We start from the raw sequence: 16,416 nt of genomic DNA, 5'->3' as shown, positions 1-16,416 counted from the left end.
TTCATGCCAGGCCTGTATGACATACCGATCAACGGCGTGCTTCAGGCTAATGTGGCCTTCTGACCCTGACTCTTCTCCTGGTCTGTTTATATGGACTTAAAGATGCAAGAGTGTTGCTGGAATGTTTTGGGTCTGGTCTTTAATTTCATGTAAGTATGAATGTTAATGCATATTATGACATTGCCGAACGAATTTTATCTTCAGTATTGTGGTTGTTTGTGGTAATTAATGAGTAAGGCGTTTTTTTAATTAATAGGCGTACAGGCAGGGATAGTCAGGCGTTATTTGTTTATTAATTTAATAAATCCCTCTTTTGGTTAATTGCCTGTTAGAACGTAGTTAATGAATGATGATAACTGCACACAGGCATGCTGATAAGGCTTACAGTATGCGAAAGCAAATTCTTCCTACCAGAGACGTTATTGCTTTGGGTTTTATGACCCTGGCATTGTTTCTCGGTGCTGGTAACATTATCTATCCGCCAATCGTTGGTCGGATGACCAACGAATATTATTTAATTGCTTCGATCGGGTTTAATATTTCTGGTGTGCTTCTTCCAATGCTGGCCGTCATTGTTCTGGCTGAAAAGAATGGCCATCCGCTGGAAGTTTGCGCGCCGATGGGGAAGTTTTGGGGGGCGGTGTTGGCTTCCAGTTTTTATTTATTCCTCGGCGTGTTCTTTGCCAGCCCTCGTACCGCTTCAGTGTCCTATGAAATGGGGGTGGTGAATTTTCTGGACGACACTCCGCTGCATCTGTGCATCTACAGCGGCGTTTTCTTTGCTGTTGTGTGGTTTCTGGGCCTGTATCCGGGTCGCCTGCTGAAAACCATTGGTTATGTACTGGCTCCACTGAAGCTACTGTGTCTGCTGTGTCTGGCCATTTTCGCCACCCGCTCACATGTAGCGCCGTTGTTGACTGCGACTTCTGATGAATCCGTGAAAGCCTTCTCCAATGGTTTCATGAACGGTTATCTGACCATGGATACACTCTCCGCACTGACCTTCGGCATGATTGTCGTCAACAGCATGAAGGTCAAAGGCGTGACTGAACGTGAGGACATCAGGTTCTATACCAGAACCACTGTGCTGTTCGCGGGTATCGGGCTTGTCGCCATCTATCTGTGTCTGATGAAGATTGGTGCTGGCTTCGGCCAGATGGGGAACTTTCAGAATGGAGCGCAGATATTGAGAGCTTTCATCGTGGAGAATATGGGTGTGGGCGGCACCATTTTCATGGCCGTGCTGATTTATCTGGCCTGCACTGTGACGGCGGTCGGCCTGACGTCGGCAACAGCAACATTGTTCAGTGAAATGTCAGGTATCAGTTATAAGATTTTACTGCCTGTAGTGGTTGTCGCGTCGTTCCTGATTGCTAATATCGGCCTGACCCGCCTTATCGGGATTTCCGTTCCTGCTCTGTCAGTAATTTGTCCTGCCTGCACGACACTTATTCTGTTGACCGTCCTGCGCTGGCCGGCTCACTCGATCGCGCTTCCGGTATGGGTAAGCATTGCGTTCAGCGCCTATGCTGCCGTTCTCAAACCTCTGGGTTTTACGGTTAACCTGATTGATAAGCTACCGTTCACCAGCGTATCGCTGGGCTGGGTCCTGCCGACAGCGCTGGTAGCGCTATTGCTACTGCTAAAAGACAAAACCTCAAGAAAAGTTGCTATCACCTCCCGTTAATAAGGTCGCAAGACATTACTTCAAATACAGCCGTTTCCGATGACTTTAGCACCAGATTAATATTCGGATAGCCTGCTTTTTACAGCTTTTCTTCATTTCAGGAGACGGTCTGACAGACTGTCTCCTGATGAAGGCCGGCCACGTTATTCCTGCTACTGTGGTGTTACCCCGTTATCAGGAATCGCCTCCAGACAGTGATAAACCGCCAGCCCTAACTCCGTGGCAATACGCACATCGTTGTCGGCGCCATTAGATTCGCCCTCAATGCGGAATACCGCATCACAGCGGGTAATGAGCCGATGGGCGACGGGGTAAAGGAAAGATTCACTGATTTCATCGCCAATTTTTTTCGAGCCAGCGGCACTGGCAAGCGGGAAGGCCAGCCATTCGCCAATCACCGGTAAGCGGCCAGAATGGTGGCATATACAATAGCCTGGAGGCAAACATGATGACTGAACCAAAACTGACTGGCCGTAAAAGCGGATTTCTCTTTGGGATCAGAACCGGAGAGCAAAATAAAACTTACACACTGAGCGTTGAGGCTGCCAGCACTGCCGATGCGACAGATAAACTAACTCAAGCAATCCATACAATCAAAAACAATGAGCTTGTTATTTACCATGGCTATGGGGCCGCAGATGGCAATTTCAGATTCTACACACAGAATACCAGCCATGAAAATTCATCCTGTAACAGGACTAACTCAAGTACTGAAATGAGAAAAAACATGGTGAGTCAATTGGCGAATCTCATGTCATCTGAAGAGCAAACTTGGCGTCTTCCTGATGCGGTGCATGCTGTGGTAGCCGCTCTGTTCGTATTATACGATCAGGATCTGGTTACAATGGAATTACGCAAAACACCATCATTTAACACTGGGCTATCTGGTAAATAACGTGAGGTAAGCTGAAATGAGCTGGGAACAAACGCCAAAAGGTAACTGGTATTTTGTCCATAATCCGGATGAAACTTACGAGGAGTCACTAAAGCGGTGCATGTCCAGCCAGGTATACACCGCTGACGAAGGTGACTGGCTGGCATTACTGGTCATAGCAACGGACATTATTTCGGCGAAGCTGAGTCCTTCAGAAACTGCAGAGCCGTTTGGTTCCAGCTTTCAAGTAAATTACCCTGAGTGCGCTGAAGTTGATCCTCAAGATAGTTAATAAGGCTTTCCGTTGTGAGTTGCTGGTTTTGACTGATCAGGGTAACAACAGCTTTTCCCAATATATTTGGAATCATTGAGGGCGCCGCCTGCTGAATGGCATCGCCTTCTTTTTTTTTCTGCCGATTCCAGATTTCAATAAACTCTTCAGCAGATGTTTGCTTCATAGATATCTCCTTCATGTCAGTTCTGCTTTATTTCCAATTTTTCACTTCAAAATAAACCGATATTTACCGCCAGGAGTGCTCTGTTGATCCAGTAACAGTGACCTACATGGAGCGGTCAGAACACGGGCATAACTACCATCGGGGTTTATGTTGATGTAGCAGGTTTTTCCCCTGACGCCATAGCTTTCGGGAACAGAGGATTGTGGTGATACTGTAAACTTGAGGGTATGCCAGCCCGATTTTTGCTTGTAGGTTGAAACTGAATAGAAATCGTCTGAATACTTATTTAACCCTGGAAACATGCCACGCAGTGCGGGGACGGAAGCCTCTATTATTTTGTCGCTGGTCTTAATGTTAAAAACGCTGGCTTCAGGGGATGACACTGCTTTGGCTTCTCCCCATTTGCCTGTATACACCATCATTCCAGCGATGACTATTGCGACGAGAACCAATGCTCCGCCCAGTATTACGTAGGGCTTCCGGTTTCTGGTTGGTACCGATTCAACTGGTTCCGCCACAGCATCCCGTGGCTGTGATAACGCCTTATTATCATCACTAATACTCAACAGTTCATCAAAATGACCAAATACTCCCTGAAGCTGCTCTTTATCCAACCCCTTAAGGAGAGTCGTACCGAAATGCTTCAGGCAATATCTGTCTCTGTCAACCCGGTAGGCTGGCTCTGTAATGGTGATTATTTTTGAGATTAGTGTATTACAGTCCTTGAGATACTTACGTCGGCTGGCTTGTTCCTGAAGGATTACGACGGCGTTATGATAATCGGCGGCTGTCATTTCATTGACGGTGGTAGTGTTAAGCTTCGTATGGATCATCAACCACAGTTCACGCTTGCTTTCACCAGCGTCAACCAACTCATCCATTAATCGATGCAGATCACGTTTTTGTAACGATGAGATCGGCTGCTGAGCAGCGGCAGGCGACGAAGCTTCAGCCGAATAGTTATGAATGGTTACATCACCACTGACAACGTTACCTACATCACCGTTAACTGTTTGCTTTTCTTTGCTCATTTCTTCTTAGTATTTTTGTTCATGACCCCGCCAGCCCCTATGGTGACATTACCTTTGATAACGTTCCCAAGCACATCACCGTGGATTACCTGTTCAGCTCGCTCCTCTGAAGAACCATTGGTCAAAGCAGACAGCACGGCAGCTTTAACAACAACTGGGGCGGCTCGATATAACTCAACTAACTTGACCTCATCTTGTGGCATTGATGTTACCGAGTGAACTCCAGTGACGACATATTGGACGTCGACACCAAATTTAGCCAAAGCGGACAAGTACTGGGCATCCGGAAACCGATCACCTTTTTCATAGTTAAGTTGAGCAAGTTTTTTTACGCCGCCTAATTCACCGAAGGCCAACTGACTCAGCCCCAGCCTTTCGCGCTCTTCTTTTAATCGTTCACCGATACTCAAATGCATGCAAATCCCATTGACAGGTATTCAAATGAATACCATAATCTATCACATATAAACCAAACATCATTGCATCAACCAAGGAGACAACGATGACTGCCGATCAAGTCAAAAACCTCTTCCGTCAACGTGGGATCACGTTTACCCGCTGGGCGAAAGAGAATGGTTACAGCCGTAACGAGGTTTACCGTGTTCTTAACGGCCAGGCTAAAGCCCACTATGGAAAATCCCATGAGATTGCCGTGAAACTCGGGCTTAAACCGTCAACGCACGCTGCCTGAAATTTTAACCCATGTAACAGGTTATCACATATTGAAAAAATGGGAATGTGACATGAATAAGGCAAAAATTTCCAGTTCAGGCTCCCGCATTCTGCGGGTCATGAAAGCCCTGCGTGGCCACACCCTCAATGGCGTCTCAAACGGTGAGTTAGCCACAGCGCTGGGTGAATCTCCCGCCAATATCAACCGGGCACTCAATACCCTGATCGAAGAAGGCCTGGCACTGAAGCTGGAGAACGGGCGCTTTGCTCCAGGTATCCAGCTTCTACAAATAGCCATGGCACATAACAGCGAAATGGCTCACGCCCAGGCCCGAATTAATGAAATCAACCAGCGCGTCATTGCTGGCAGCCGCTAAGGAGTAACAAATGGCTCGTACCAAATCTCAACCGACACCGCTTGCCCAGAATATTGAACTGAACCCGGAACTGGAAACAGCCCAGAATCTGATGGCGACGGTAACCAGCCGGTTCACTGACGAACGTGATCTGTTGAATCAACTTCTTGGTCAGGCGCAGATGGCTGATGCCTTTGCTCAATTTTCCAAGACTGTCTTGACTTCCAAGATGGCATTTGTCAAGGAAAACAAACTTTATCAATCACTTAAAGGAAAGAAAGGTCAAGACGGTCTTGAGTTTTCGGGCACGTGGGCAGAATTCTGTAATTTGCTGGGGTACACCCCTGAACATGCGAATGAATCAATAAACAACCTGCAATCTTTCGGAGAAGAAGCTCTGGATTCCATGTCCCGCATGGGTATTGGCTACCGTGAGTTGCGCCAATTCCGCCGTCTGCCGGACGATCAGAAAAGTGCCCTGATTGAGGTGGCTAAAGAAGGTGACAAAACGGCCCTACTTGAGCTGGCCGAGGAAATGATCGCCAAACATGCCAAAGAGAAGGAAGACCTCAAAACCGACCTCGAAATCAGCCGCCAGACCCTGGCTGAAAAGAAAGATGAAATCAATGTTCTCAAAGATCAGGCTGATGAACTCAAGGCGAAACTGACACGCCGCACTACAACAGAGACGCCCAATGAAGAAGGTCAGGCGCTAGAAACGGAAGCCACTGGTTTTAAAAACGGTGTACTCAGCGCTCTTATCAACCTCAAATGCGGCTTTGAAGCACTGATCGAACATGCAGAGCGTACCGGCATCAACCACACCCATATTATGGCGGGGCTACTTGATGATATCGAAGCCCGTGTAGTCGATATGCGCCAGCAGTTTGACCTGCCTGATTTTCGTGAAATTGACGGCATGGATGAATGGGTAAAAGAAGCGCTGGAGGAAAATACACATGAATAACCTTGTAATGGACTCCCCGGAGGCTCTGGGGCTTGCTTTGTGCATCCTCCTTCCTGAGATGTCTCAGGGCTTCATTATCAGAACTCGCAGCGGAGAAATACAGGTATCAGCAGCCAATTCCTTACCTTTCGTCAATGAAATGAATCGATTGCTGAAACGGGAAATCACTCTGGTTCAGAGGGATGCATACAGAAACGCTGGCATTACGCCCTCAGACATGCCCAATTTCACCCCGGTGAATGAGAGTCAGCCATGAATCCAGTGCTGACGCAACGGCTCGTCAGCATCGCCGCCGCCGCTGACGCTGCCGGACACGGTGAAAAAGAAGCCATCTATCAGGCGGCATGTGAAGAGCTGCAGATGTCCCGCGCCACCCTGCTGAAAAAGCTTAAAGGGGTACGGATGAGCAAACCACGTAAACGCCGTTCTGATGCCGGTAAAACGGCTCTGACGCATGAAGAAATACTGACGATTTCCGGTGCCTGGCTGGCGTCACCCCGCCCCGGCAACGGCAAGAAAGGTTACAGTCTGGAGGATATTGTGGATGGATTACGTGATAACGGCCTGATTATTGCCGGGCGTACCGATACTGAGACGGGAGAGTTTTTCCCGTTATCAATTGACGCCATCAGTCGCGCCCTCCGACAGCATCGCATGCACCCCGACCAGTTGCGGGCACCATCTCCTGCTCTGGAGCTGGCCAGCCTGCATCCCAATCATGTCTGGCAACTGGATGCTTCCATCTGCGTACTCTATTACCTGAAGAACCCTTCTAAAAAGACGAAGGGCGACACCGGATTACGGGTCATGGGCGCTGCTGAATTTAACAAAAACAAGCCCAAAAACCTTGATCGTATCGTTAACGATCGGGTGTGGTCATTCGAAATTACCGATCACACTACCGGGTGGATCTACGTTGAATATCGCTTTGGTGGCGAGAGTGCAATCAACTTCCTGGAGGTAATGATTAACGCCATGCAGGAACGCGGCAGCGCCGATGTGCTGCACGGCGTTCCGAAAATTCTGTTTACCGACCCCGGCTCTGCACTGGTTTCAGCCTCACTGTTGAATATGTGCCGCTCAATGGGTATCCGCACCATCCAGCACAAGGCCCACAATGCCCGCGCCACCGGCTCTGTCGAAAAAGCCCGTGACATTATCGAACGTAAATTTGAAGGCGGACTGCGCTTTGTCCGGGTTGACGATATTGGCGAACTGAACCGACTGGCCCGCCTGTGGCGCATGAAATTCAACCGCACAGCCGTACACAGCCGATATGGTATGTCGCGCACGGATGCCTGGCTGAAAATTACTGAAGAGCAGTTGATTAAACTCTGGCTGTCCCAGAAATACCCTTATACAGAAACAACAACAGGCCGTAATACCGGGAAATCCCGTGACGCGGACATGTCCCGCCACCTGGGTTACAAAGAGGGGAAAAACGTCCGACTGCATCAGCCGGTTAATGGGCAGGAACAGCAGAAACTGGGGGCGGCTTATGATGGCTGAAACTATCGTGTGCGGCCTGTTCTGGTATTGTTTTGTGGGCTGGTGTACGGCTGAATTGCACCGTCATACCGGCTTTTATTCACGATACAGCGGTGCCTGGCACTGGATTAGTTGGGCCGTTATATTCCTGTGCTGGCCTGTAGCCCTTCCTCTGTATGTTGACTATATCGGTGGTACCGGTAAAAGGAGTGGCGATAATGAATAAACAGCGTCTTATTCAACTCATTCATATTGCCCGCAATGACCTCCAGATGGATGAGGACACCTACCGCCAGATGCTACAGGGCCTGACGGGAAAAGCCTCAACAAAGGGAATGGACATAACCCAGCTTAACCGCGTACTGGAATCCATGAAGAAGAAAGGGTTCCGTATTAAGCCTGCCGGGAAAGCGAAGTCCGGGATACCGCTGGATAGCCACCCTCAGTCGAAGAAAATCCGGGCGCTATGGCTGGAAATGGCCGACGCGGGGGTTATCCGTGACCGTTCGGAGAAGGCGCTGACGCTTTGGGTTAAACGGGAAACGGGCATCAGCGCGTTACGCTGGCTCAACGCTGAGCAGGCCAGCAGCGTAATTGAAAAGCTGAAGAAGTGGCAACGCAGGGCTACGGGGGCAAAGCGATGAGCGACATGAGTCAGTTTCGTAGCAAGGGGCCAGAGCTGCTGGTTGAGCTGGCACAACACACCTCAGAGACCGTTCGCGAGATTATTGATATTGATCCCGCCGTTGCCGACCAGATTGGCCAGGCGGTTGCTAACCGCATGATGCAGGTCTGGGGCGGGCAGAACGTCTATTTCCCGATGGGGATGGTCTGGAAGGTCAGCCAGCGCGACCGGGAAATCTTCCAGGAGTTCGACGGGCGTAACCACCACGAACTGGCCCGCAAGTATGGCGTTTCTCTGCAGTGGATCTACAGTGTGGTCAAGCGGGTAAAAAAAGAAGAACTGGATCGGATGCAGGGTAAGCTGTTTGATGGTGAACCTGATGCCGATACGGGGAAAAAGGGGTAATATCTGCAATCAGGCTGGTGCGAATGCTGTTTTTTTCGGGCCGGTCTGATTTTCACATACTGTAAGGCTATTGCATAAACCATCCAGTCTCTTCCCACATCGACCCGGTTCTTCCCACAATTATCTCACTCACTCCCTGTCATTTATCTCATGTCTAATCAACTTCGATATCTTCGCCTTCTTCCGCCAGTCCGCCGCCGTTACCGGTGCGGCTATCATCGGTATATTCGGCGATAAAGAACCACAGCTTTTCGGTCACTGAGCCTGGGCTCATAAAGGCGCTAAAAATGTGTTCAATTTGGGTAATGCGGAATCCGGTCTCTTCCTGCGCTTCAGCAATAATGCGTTCCTGCGGCGAGGCGTTATCCAGTAAACCCGCCGCCGCCTCAATTAAAAATCCGGGATGTCCGTTAAGATAAACCGGCATTCTGAACTGACGGGTCAAAACCACGGTCTGCTTACTGCGGTTGTAGAGCAGAACGACGGCCCCATTTCCCCGGTCGTAGGCTTCGCGGCTTTGCTGCTGCCAGCTGCCGTCTCTTCTGCGCAGTTCAAAGGTATATTTATTCAGGGTATACCAGTCGTTGGAAAGCAATTCGCAGCGGATATTCCTGATGGGCGACCCGGTAGTGTTCATTCGTTCTCTCCTGATGATGACAGCGGATACGCTATCATGCATAATCGTGAACGATCAAGAATAAACATGCAGGTGAAATAATGTTAGCCAGCCAAAGAAAACAGCGCATCCTGGAGATACTGGACAGAGACAAGCAGGTACATTCCACGGCACTAAGCCAGTTGTTTAAGGTCTCTGAGGACTCGATTCGTCGGGATTTAAGGGAGTTAGCCTCCGCTGGATTGTTACAGCGCGTGCACGGCGGCGCGTTGCCGGTTTCTGCCGCTATTGCGCCTTACGAAGTAAGAAAAAGCGTGCAGACAGACGCAAAAAGGAGCATCGCCCGCAAGGGGGCTACATTGATCAACCCGGGCCAGGTAGTGATCATCGACGGCGGTACTACCACCAGTGAAATGATCAAACTGCTGCCGCAGGATATGCCTTTTACTGTGGTAACCCATAGCCCCGGCATTGCCGTTGGGCTGATTGATTATCCGGCCATCGAGGTCATTCTGCTTGGCGGTACGCTGTTTAAACACTCGGTCGTGACGACCGGCATGACCATGGCCGAAGCCGCGGCCAGAATTAATGCCGATCTCTTTTTTATGGGGGTAACGGGCGTGCACCACGGCGCCGGATTTACCACCGGCAGTTATGAAGAGGCGGGCGTAAAGCGGTTACTGAGCGAAAGAGCTTCCGAAACTATCGTCATGGCGTCCCATGAAAAAATCGATGCAGCCTCCGCTTTTGCGATTGGCGATCTGAGCCTTGCCAGTACGTTGATTGTAGAAGGGGAATTGGGGGAACCGCTGATGGCGGCGCTACATCGCAACGGGGTGTCGGTGATGGACTAGCGGTTTTGCGCGACCATTTTCACTCCGTTTAACTAAAATTGGCCACCACGTTAGCGTTTTTCCATTATCGATTTTCCGATTCGTGGGGGGCCGCCGTTATATTCGTGTGACCTGAGTGCGTTGTCATATCCAACGATATAGTCTGTTATTGCATGGGCAGCATCACTGAAGCTATGTACCTGTTACTGGCCCCCACTCATTATTTAGGCCCCTGAAGAATCGCTCTATCGGGCTATTATCCCAGTATTTTCCACATCGATTCATTCTCTGGCGCATGCTAACTGATGGTAAGCATCGGGATTTGTCCCAATGAAGCTCCTGACTCGATGCAGATCTGATGAGTATGATTACACTCACATTAATGATATCATTATATTGTTATAACAATAGTGGAGATAACAACACAGGACATCCGAATGAACAATAACCTTGTTGCTGACACTATTGTGAAGCACTGCGGTGGATCGGGAAATCTGCTCCACGTAACGAATTGTATGACGCGTGTGCGTATGACGATTGCCGATATCTCGAAAGTCGATATGCAGGCACTGAAAGCGATTGATGGCGTTTTAGGCGTGGTTGAGGATGATACCCTGCAGGTCATTGTCGGTCCCGGAAAGTCATCGAAAGTGGCCTCTCTTATCAATGAGCTGATGAAAGACTCCGCCGTTGACACTTCTGTCAGTGACGTTGAGCAGAAAGCCAAAATGGCGCGAGAGAAGGCCAAAAAGCAAACTCCCGTCAAAAAAGTCCTGAAGCATATCGCCAATATATTTGTACCTATTCTGCCACCGTTGATTGCCGCCGGGATTTTGATGGGTATCAATAATGTCCTGGTTAATTCTGCGGCTTCTTTTGCGCTGACCCATCAGGTAGCGGCTGTTGGGGATTTATCACCAGCACAGGTGGTGCTGGAACAACGCCACCTGTTAGGTATCAGTGAGTTTCTCGGGCTGGTGTCGAAAGCGCTGTTCAGTTTTCTGGCTATCTATACCGGGGTGACTTCAGCCAAAGAATTTGATGGGACACTGGTCATGGGCGGGCTCCTGGGAGCCGTTACTATCGCCCCTCAGTTGCCTCAACTGGGATTGCTCCCCGGGCAGGGAGGATTGATCGGTGTCATCTTTGCGGTCTGGCTAATGTGCTGGCTTGAGAAACAGGTGCGCCGCTTCATTCCCGACGTTCTGGACGTGGTGATGACGCCAACTATTGTACTGACCATCATGGCTGCAATATTACTTTTCGCTATTATGCCGGTTGCAGGAATTCTGTCAGACGCCATTCTACACGCTATGAATGGACTGCTGACCACTGGCGGAGTTGCCGCAGGTTTTGTACTGGCAGCCTTATTCCCGTTTCTGATCTCACTGGGTCTGCACCATGGTCTGTTTCCGATACATCTGGAAATGATCAACGTTACCGGGCATGCGCCATTATTTGCCATTCAGATTATGTCTAACGCCGGGATGGTTGGGGCCGCGACCGCTGTACTGTTACTGACCCGCGATCCTGTGATGAAGAAAATCGCCCGGGGAGCTATTCCGACATCCATTCTTGCGGTGGGTGAGCCCACTATCTTCGGGGTTAACATTCCCGCAGGTTTTGCCTTTATTACAGGCTCTATTGGCGCTGGTTTTGGCGGAATGATGATTGTGCTGCTGGGCGTCACGACTAATGGCGTGGGGGCTGCCGGGTTATCAGCGCTTCCGCTTATTGCAGACGGAAAATACCTGCAGTATATCCTTGCCTGGCTTGTTGGGTGCCTGGCCGCTTTTGTACTGACTTATGCCACCGGAAAGGTCCGCGGTTATGGTAAAAAAACGGTGGTGGTCTGAGTCAGTATTAACCGGAATAACGGAGACAAAGTATGAAAGCCATTATGCTGATGTTCGATTCACTCAATAAGCATATGTTGTCGGCTTACGGCTGTGATGAGACCATCACGCCCAATTTTCAACGGCTGAAAAAGAAAACCGTTCGCTTTAACAATTTTTATGTCGGCAGTATGCCCTGCATGCCAGCCCGGCGTGAAATTCATACCGGACGTTACAATTTTCTGCATCGCTCCTGGTCTCCGCTGGAGCCGTTTGATGATTCCATGCCGGAGATCCTGAAAAAACACGGGATCCATACTCACCTTGTCACAGACCATAAGCATTACTGGCGCGACGGTGGCGCAACCTACCATTCCCGTTATAACACCTATGAGTTCATTCGTGGTCAGGAAGGGGATGCATGGAAGGGTGTGGTTGATAAACCAGAATATCGGTATGAGTCCGGGGAGCCGGAGGAAATCAAACAGCGCCGTATCACCAGCCGTACACAGCACCAGATTAACGTGCAGTTCATGCAAAATGAGGAAGACCATCATCTGGCACGCACCATTAACAGCGGCCTTGAGTTTATTCACACCAACCAGGCTGCCGATAACTGGTTCCTGCAACTGGAGTGTTTTGATCCTCACGAACCTTTCTTTGTACCTGAAAAATATCTGAAAATGTATGGTATTGACGATCCCGCTACTTTTGATGGCTGGCCGCCTTACTACTTCGTCACAGAAGATGATGCGCGCAAAAGCGTTATTCAGAAATACTACAAAGCTCTGCTGACGATGGTGGATGAGTATGTGGGCAGGGTGCTCGATTATATGGATAAGTACGATCTGTGGAAGGATACGATGCTTATCGTCAACACCGACCATGGCTTTCTTCTTGGCGAGCATGACTGGTGGGGGAAAAATATCATGCCGCTATATAATGAAGTGGCCTGTATCCCCTTTTTCATCTGGCACCCTGAGTGTGGCGGCGCAGGAGAGTCCCGGGATGCTCTGGCGCAGACCATCGATATCCCGGCCACTCTGTTGGACTTCTTCGGACTGGATAAGCCCGCGGATATGCAGGGTGTTTCACTGAAACCAGCTATTGCCAGTGACACTCAGGTGCGTGAATATGCCCTGTTTGGCTACCATGGTTGCCATATCAATATTACCGACGGGCGCTATGTGTATATGCGCGCCCCCGTTGAGCGTGATATCGATGAACTGTACGAATATACGCTGATGCCTACCCGTATTAATCGCAGGTTCACTCCTGGTGAGCTACAGGGGCTGACTCTTCATCCTGGTTTCAGTTTTACCAAAGGCTGCCCGGTGATGAAAATTCCGGCTGAATCTGTTATGACGCGTGTTGCAGACCGTTTCGGTCATCGGTTATACGATTTGGTGAGCTCTGCGAAACAGGAGTGTCAGTGTCGCGATATGAGTGTGGCAAAACGGCTTCTGGCTTCAATGGAGCAGGGAATGCGGGCCAGTGATGCCCCGGAAGAATTGTGGGATCGCTATGGATTGACGGATCCGCAAACGCCTCTTCTTGGACTTGATCCCTCCCTGGTTCCTGAGTTCAGTGATAGTGCGCCTGATGTTCGTTATGGGCTGTTGTGTCTGCAACAGCATCTGGAAAATAGTGGGCAGGGTGATGTCGTGAGCCGATTGCAGGCGTCTGAAACATCGGCCTGGAGCCGGGATGATCTGTGGCAGTTTGTTCTGGATGAAGTTCCCGCTGAACAGCATCAGGCTGTGTTCTACAAAATGGCTTTAGAGATGCGGCTAAATTAATGTAGTACACCCCGGCTACGACTGGGTGTACCAGGTTAAGGACAGTTTTTGCTATGAAACAAGAGCTTGATTACACCAGGGGGGCCAAACCACTGTATGCCCAACTGTATGACATCTTGCTGAATAAGCTGAAAAGCGGTGAGTATAAAAAGAATGATGTTCTGCCAACTGAAGCGGAGTTTGAAGAACGGTTTGGAGTCAGCCGTATTACTGCCCGTCGAGCGCTGGCCGAGCTGGTGGCAAAGGGGTTTGTAAAACGTCAGGCTGGCATCGGAACGATGGTTATCAGTACTTCCGAAAAACAGGGGATAAAAACGCGTATCAGCCTGGTGGATGGGCAGCAGCAGGCCCCGATCACACGTAAAAACCTGGCGATTAAGTTTGTTCAACCGCCGGAATCGATCGCCGCCCTGTTTGGGGTAAAGGGCAGGGCGCCACTCCAGTACCTGACGCGTATCATTTGCCGGGAAAATGACGCTCCGGCGCAGGTGAATTACATCTGGTTGACTCCCCGGCTTGGCACACTGACATTGGACGATGTGGAAAAAGGGCTCTATAGCGCGTTTGAAGAGCGAAATGAAAATATAGATGCCTACCAGGATATCATTACGGCAGGTCTGCCAGATGAGGAAGACTGCCGCATTCTGAGCATCGATCCTGCAGTACCCCTGCTTATCAAAACACGCAAGGGATTCAATGATCGTGGTGAACTGGTCGAGTACACCATTGCCAAACATATAGCGAATTACTATCAGTATATTGTCGAGAACAGCCGATGACGTGGAGGAAACAGGGAAAGTCGCCGGATTATCGCTTTACGCTGGCGAATGAACGAACATTCCTGGCATGGATCCGAACTGCGCTGGCGTTTATGGCTGCCGCCATCGGGATAGACCAACTGACGCCCGATCTGACACCGCTGTTGTTTCGCAGTGTACTGGTGACCCTTCCTGGCCTGACGGCCGCTGGTCTGTCGTATTACGCTTACCGTCGTTGGGCGGCAAATGAGCGTGCAATGCGGCATGATGCCGCCCTGCCATTTCCGAAAGCGTTGCTCTGGCTGAGTTCCGGTCTGTCAGCCGGGATTATGCTGACTCTGGTTATCCTGGTGGCCTTGTGAATATGGCGCTCAGGAGTCGGGATCCCGGATTACAGCCAGAACGGACAGCGTTGTCCTGGCATCGTACCTCCTTTTCATCTCTGATACTGGCACTGGTGACGGTCCGCTCGGGTTTCAGCAACGGGGATGTCATACTGGCGGTACTGGGAACATTTTCAACGCTATTCGCTATGGCCCTGGTGCTGGTATCACTGCGCCGTCAATGGGTTATGCCCCGTGACATGGAATTAACATCTTCTCAGGCTATCGCGCAGAAGCGTCTTTTCTGCATGTCACTGGGAATAAACGCCATGACTGTCACTTTACACAGCCTGAGCAGCCTGTTCTGAAAGAGGAGCTTTCTATGCCAATGAACGGTTGTCATGTTATGGCAAAACCCACGGGTTCTGTCTGTAACATCGACTGTAGTTATTGTTTCTATCTGGAAAAAGAGGCGTTATATCCGGAGCGTCAGCAAAACTGGCGCATGACAGATGATACGCTGGAACAGTATATCCGCCAGCATATTGAAGCGCAGCAAGGGGACCATGTCTTGTTTGCCTGGCAGGGCGGGGAGCCGACCATGATAGGTCTGCCGTTTTTTCGGCGAGCAGTGGCGCTGTGTGAAAAGTATGCTAACGGAAAGCGGATCCAACATGCGTTGCAGACCAACGGCATACTGATGAATTCAGAGTGGGCCGCTTTTTTTGCCGCACATAATTTTCTGATTGGCCTGTCGGTAGATGGGCCACAGCATCTTCATGATACATACCGGGTGACGCGTTCAGGAGCCGGAACGCATCAACGGGTAATGGCGGCATTGTCGCTGTTGAAATCCCATAATGTGGCGTTCAACACGCTTACCGTAGTGGGAAAACATAACGCAGGCCAGGCCAGAGAAGTCTATGAATTCCTGCTGGGGGCTGGCTCCCGGCATATTCAGTTTATTCCGCTGGTTGAGCGAATCAGCACCTCCGATTCCGCCACGCTTAATCTGGTATTGCCCGGAGAAAGTGCCGCGACCCTGGCTCCCTGGAGCGTGCCTTCCTGGCAGTATGGTGAATTTCTCAGTCAGATTTTTGATATCTGGGTGCGACGGGATATCGGGCGAGTGTCGGTACAGATGTTTGATGTGGCACTAGCGGCATGGACCGGCCAACCTCCGGTGTTATGCGTTCATTCAGAAACCTGTGGCCACGCGTTCGCCCTGGAGTCCAACGGGGATTTGTATAACTGTGACCATTTCGTCTATCCGGAACATCGGCTGGGCAACATTCATCAGCAGTCGCTACGTGAGCTGAATAACAGCGAACAGGCAATGGCCTTCGGCCAGGCAAAACGTGACACCCTGACGCCTGATTGTCGGCGCTGTGAATATCGGCCCGTCTGCCACGGAGGTTGCCCAAAACATCGTTTTGCCGTTTCTCCCTCGGGGCATCCGGGACATAACTACCTTTGCGCCGGCTATAAGCATTTTTTCCGGCACATTACCAGGAAAATGGAAGTTATGCGGGACATACTGGCAGCAGGTTATCCGGCGGAGAGTATCATGCAGATACTGGCTCAGGAGATAACCCCGATTTCATCAATGGGACGAAATTCAGCCTGCCGTTGTGGCAGTGGTAAAAAATATAAAAAATGCTGTGGGAAATAAACGTAGAATAGCAGTGG

19 protein-coding genes and 4 pseudogenes are annotated in these 16,416 nt (G+C 50.1%); 17 read left to right on the top strand and 6 right to left on the bottom strand.

Annotated features, from left to right (window positions below; all coding sequences use genetic code 11):
• The first annotated feature begins 388 nt into the window (after window positions 1-388).
• The gene (gene brnQ / locus SCU88_RS15815) at window positions 389-1,687 is read left to right on the top strand and encodes a branched-chain amino acid transport system II carrier protein (RefSeq protein WP_168198838.1); all 1,299 of its coding nucleotides are present in this window, start codon (window positions 389-391) and stop codon (window positions 1,685-1,687) included.
• Window positions 1,688-1,839: 152 nt separating this feature from the next.
• Here the strand turns inward: brnQ and SCU88_RS15810 are convergent.
• Window positions 1,840-2,097, bottom strand: a pseudogene (locus tag SCU88_RS15810) (NUDIX hydrolase); the annotation flags it as partial.
• Window positions 2,098-2,132: 35 nt separating this feature from the next.
• On the opposite strand from SCU88_RS15810, the gene SCU88_RS15805 reads away from it, so the two are divergent.
• Window positions 2,133-2,582 (top strand): hypothetical protein, encoded by a 450-nt coding sequence (locus tag SCU88_RS15805; RefSeq protein WP_175341689.1) that lies wholly within the window; start codon window positions 2,133-2,135, stop codon window positions 2,580-2,582.
• A 167-nt stretch (window positions 2,583-2,749) separates the two neighbouring features.
• Here SCU88_RS15805 and SCU88_RS15800 read toward each other — a convergent pair whose 3' ends face one another.
• Genes SCU88_RS15800 through SCU88_RS15790 form a run of 3 tightly spaced genes read right to left on the bottom strand, consistent with a single transcriptional unit; the run spans window position 2,750 to window position 4,466 of the window.
• Window positions 2,750-3,019, bottom strand: a complete 270-nt coding sequence (locus SCU88_RS15800) for a hypothetical protein (protein WP_175341688.1) — start codon at window positions 3,017-3,019, stop codon at window positions 2,750-2,752.
• Window positions 3,020-3,060: 41 nt separating this feature from the next.
• On the bottom strand, window positions 3,061-4,050 hold the full coding sequence (locus SCU88_RS15795; protein ID WP_175341687.1) for a hypothetical protein: 990 nt from the start codon (window positions 4,048-4,050) through the stop codon (window positions 3,061-3,063).
• The gene (locus SCU88_RS15790; RefSeq protein WP_175341686.1) at window positions 4,047-4,466 is read right to left on the bottom strand and encodes a helix-turn-helix transcriptional regulator; all 420 of its coding nucleotides are present in this window, start codon (window positions 4,464-4,466) and stop codon (window positions 4,047-4,049) included. Before SCU88_RS15790 ends, SCU88_RS15795 begins: the two co-directional genes overlap by 4 nt.
• Before the next feature lie 86 nt (window positions 4,467-4,552).
• On the opposite strand from SCU88_RS15790, the gene SCU88_RS15785 reads away from it, so the two are divergent.
• The 8 genes and pseudogenes from SCU88_RS15785 (at window position 4,553) to SCU88_RS15750 (ending at window position 8,563) form a co-directional block, all read left to right on the top strand.
• A complete protein-coding gene (locus SCU88_RS15785) occupies window positions 4,553-4,741 on the top strand; it encodes a DNA-binding protein (RefSeq protein ID WP_175341685.1) in 189 nt (62 codons plus the stop codon).
• Between the two features lie 52 nt (window positions 4,742-4,793).
• Entirely contained in the window at window positions 4,794-5,099 is a 306-nt protein-coding gene (locus tag SCU88_RS15780; protein ID WP_175341684.1) for a helix-turn-helix domain-containing protein, read from the top strand.
• A gap of 10 nt (window positions 5,100-5,109) precedes the next feature.
• Window positions 5,110-6,045: a hypothetical protein gene (locus tag SCU88_RS15775; RefSeq protein WP_175341683.1), complete on the top strand. Its 936-nt coding sequence runs from the start codon at window positions 5,110-5,112 to the stop codon at window positions 6,043-6,045.
• On the top strand, window positions 6,038-6,301 hold the full coding sequence (locus SCU88_RS15770; protein WP_175341682.1) for a hypothetical protein: 264 nt from the start codon (window positions 6,038-6,040) through the stop codon (window positions 6,299-6,301). Before SCU88_RS15775 ends, SCU88_RS15770 begins: the two co-directional genes overlap by 8 nt.
• Window positions 6,298-7,377 (top strand): annotated as a pseudogene (locus tag SCU88_RS15765) (integrase); the annotation flags it as partial. The gene SCU88_RS15770 and the pseudogene SCU88_RS15765, both read left to right, overlap by 4 nt.
• Window positions 7,378-7,543: 166 nt before the next feature.
• A complete protein-coding gene (locus SCU88_RS15760; RefSeq protein ID WP_431810020.1) occupies window positions 7,544-7,759 on the top strand; it encodes a hypothetical protein in 216 nt (71 codons plus the stop codon).
• Entirely contained in the window at window positions 7,752-8,177 is a 426-nt protein-coding gene (locus SCU88_RS15755; RefSeq protein ID WP_175341680.1) for a phage protein GemA/Gp16 family protein, read from the top strand. The genes SCU88_RS15760 and SCU88_RS15755 overlap by 8 nt, the downstream gene beginning before the upstream one ends.
• The gene (locus SCU88_RS15750) at window positions 8,174-8,563 is read left to right on the top strand and encodes a Mor transcription activator family protein (RefSeq protein WP_175341679.1); all 390 of its coding nucleotides are present in this window, start codon (window positions 8,174-8,176) and stop codon (window positions 8,561-8,563) included. Before SCU88_RS15755 ends, SCU88_RS15750 begins: the two co-directional genes overlap by 4 nt.
• A gap of 160 nt (window positions 8,564-8,723) precedes the next feature.
• On the opposite strand, the pseudogene SCU88_RS15745 reads toward SCU88_RS15750, so the two are convergent.
• A pseudogene (locus tag SCU88_RS15745) lies at window positions 8,724-9,200 on the bottom strand (NUDIX domain-containing protein); the annotation flags it as partial.
• An 80-nt stretch (window positions 9,201-9,280) separates the two neighbouring features.
• Between SCU88_RS15745 and SCU88_RS15740 the strand changes: the two are divergent.
• Window positions 9,281-10,033 carry a DeoR family transcriptional regulator gene (locus SCU88_RS15740; RefSeq protein ID WP_175341677.1) on the top strand — a complete coding sequence of 251 codons (753 nt, stop codon included), beginning with the start codon at window positions 9,281-9,283 and terminating at the stop codon, window positions 10,031-10,033.
• 64 nt (window positions 10,034-10,097) lie between these two features.
• Here the strand turns inward: SCU88_RS15740 and SCU88_RS15735 are convergent.
• Window positions 10,098-10,309 (bottom strand): annotated as a pseudogene (locus tag SCU88_RS15735) (IS3 family transposase); the annotation flags it as partial.
• Between the two features lie 140 nt (window positions 10,310-10,449).
• Between SCU88_RS15735 and SCU88_RS15730 the strand changes: the two are divergent.
• Genes SCU88_RS15730 through SCU88_RS15705 form a run of 6 tightly spaced genes read left to right on the top strand, consistent with a single transcriptional unit; the run spans window position 10,450 to window position 16,399 of the window.
• Window positions 10,450-11,868 carry a PTS transporter subunit EIIC gene (locus SCU88_RS15730; protein WP_175341676.1) on the top strand — a complete coding sequence of 473 codons (1,419 nt, stop codon included), beginning with the start codon at window positions 10,450-10,452 and terminating at the stop codon, window positions 11,866-11,868.
• A gap of 32 nt (window positions 11,869-11,900) precedes the next feature.
• Entirely contained in the window at window positions 11,901-13,646 is a 1,746-nt protein-coding gene (locus tag SCU88_RS15725; protein ID WP_138098076.1) for a sulfatase, read from the top strand.
• A 53-nt stretch (window positions 13,647-13,699) separates the two neighbouring features.
• Window positions 13,700-14,425 carry a UTRA domain-containing protein gene (locus SCU88_RS15720; protein WP_175341675.1) on the top strand — a complete coding sequence of 242 codons (726 nt, stop codon included), beginning with the start codon at window positions 13,700-13,702 and terminating at the stop codon, window positions 14,423-14,425.
• Complete coding sequence (locus SCU88_RS15715; RefSeq protein WP_175341674.1) at window positions 14,422-14,766, top strand: DUF202 domain-containing protein; 345 nt, start codon at window positions 14,422-14,424, stop codon at window positions 14,764-14,766. Before SCU88_RS15720 ends, SCU88_RS15715 begins: the two co-directional genes overlap by 4 nt.
• Window positions 14,767-14,768: 2 nt before the next feature.
• Window positions 14,769-15,095 (top strand): DUF202 domain-containing protein, encoded by a 327-nt coding sequence (locus SCU88_RS15710; RefSeq protein WP_175341673.1) that lies wholly within the window; start codon window positions 14,769-14,771, stop codon window positions 15,093-15,095.
• Window positions 15,096-15,109: 14 nt separating this feature from the next.
• Window positions 15,110-16,399, top strand: coding sequence for an anaerobic sulfatase maturase (locus tag SCU88_RS15705; RefSeq protein ID WP_175341672.1), 1,290 nt, complete (start codon window positions 15,110-15,112; stop codon window positions 16,397-16,399).
• The last annotated feature ends 17 nt before the right edge of the window (window positions 16,400-16,416 follow it).

The organism is Jejuibacter sp. L23, from assembly GCF_050815825.1.
GTDB classification, from domain to species: Bacteria; Pseudomonadota; Gammaproteobacteria; order Enterobacterales; family Enterobacteriaceae; genus Jejubacter; species Jejubacter calystegiae.
This window is presented reverse-complemented; position numbering and strand designations above follow the sequence as displayed.

What these genes read in the sequence shown, in the direction of transcription:
- SCU88_RS15785 (WP_175341685.1), top strand. Translation starts at nt 4,553, where the DNA reads ATGACTGCCGATCAAGTCAAAAACCTCTTCCGTCAACGTGGGATCACG.
- SCU88_RS15770 (WP_175341682.1), top strand. Translation starts at nt 6,038, where the DNA reads ATGAATAACCTTGTAATGGACTCCCCGGAGGCTCTGGGGCTTGCTTTG.
- SCU88_RS15715 (WP_175341674.1), top strand. Translation starts at nt 14,422, where the DNA reads ATGACGTGGAGGAAACAGGGAAAGTCGCCGGATTATCGCTTTACGCTG.
- SCU88_RS15725 (WP_138098076.1), top strand. Translation starts at nt 11,901, where the DNA reads ATGAAAGCCATTATGCTGATGTTCGATTCACTCAATAAGCATATGTTG.
- SCU88_RS15750 (WP_175341679.1), top strand. Translation starts at nt 8,174, where the DNA reads ATGAGCGACATGAGTCAGTTTCGTAGCAAGGGGCCAGAGCTGCTGGTT.
- SCU88_RS15730 (WP_175341676.1), top strand. Translation starts at nt 10,450, where the DNA reads ATGAACAATAACCTTGTTGCTGACACTATTGTGAAGCACTGCGGTGGA.
- brnQ (WP_168198838.1), top strand. Translation starts at nt 389, where the DNA reads ATGCGAAAGCAAATTCTTCCTACCAGAGACGTTATTGCTTTGGGTTTT.
- SCU88_RS15800 (WP_175341688.1), bottom strand. Translation starts at nt 3,019, where the DNA reads ATGAAGCAAACATCTGCTGAAGAGTTTATTGAAATCTGGAATCGGCAG.
- SCU88_RS15805 (WP_175341689.1), top strand. Translation starts at nt 2,133, where the DNA reads ATGATGACTGAACCAAAACTGACTGGCCGTAAAAGCGGATTTCTCTTT.
- SCU88_RS15720 (WP_175341675.1), top strand. Translation starts at nt 13,700, where the DNA reads ATGAAACAAGAGCTTGATTACACCAGGGGGGCCAAACCACTGTATGCC.
- SCU88_RS15790 (WP_175341686.1), bottom strand. Translation starts at nt 4,466, where the DNA reads ATGCATTTGAGTATCGGTGAACGATTAAAAGAAGAGCGCGAAAGGCTG.
- SCU88_RS15795 (WP_175341687.1), bottom strand. Translation starts at nt 4,050, where the DNA reads ATGAGCAAAGAAAAGCAAACAGTTAACGGTGATGTAGGTAACGTTGTC.
- SCU88_RS15760 (WP_431810020.1), top strand. Translation starts at nt 7,544, where the DNA reads ATGATGGCTGAAACTATCGTGTGCGGCCTGTTCTGGTATTGTTTTGTG.
- SCU88_RS15710 (WP_175341673.1), top strand. Translation starts at nt 14,769, where the DNA reads ATGGCGCTCAGGAGTCGGGATCCCGGATTACAGCCAGAACGGACAGCG.
- SCU88_RS15705 (WP_175341672.1), top strand. Translation starts at nt 15,110, where the DNA reads ATGCCAATGAACGGTTGTCATGTTATGGCAAAACCCACGGGTTCTGTC.
- SCU88_RS15780 (WP_175341684.1), top strand. Translation starts at nt 4,794, where the DNA reads ATGAATAAGGCAAAAATTTCCAGTTCAGGCTCCCGCATTCTGCGGGTC.
- SCU88_RS15775 (WP_175341683.1), top strand. Translation starts at nt 5,110, where the DNA reads ATGGCTCGTACCAAATCTCAACCGACACCGCTTGCCCAGAATATTGAA.
- SCU88_RS15755 (WP_175341680.1), top strand. Translation starts at nt 7,752, where the DNA reads ATGAATAAACAGCGTCTTATTCAACTCATTCATATTGCCCGCAATGAC.
- SCU88_RS15740 (WP_175341677.1), top strand. Translation starts at nt 9,281, where the DNA reads ATGTTAGCCAGCCAAAGAAAACAGCGCATCCTGGAGATACTGGACAGA.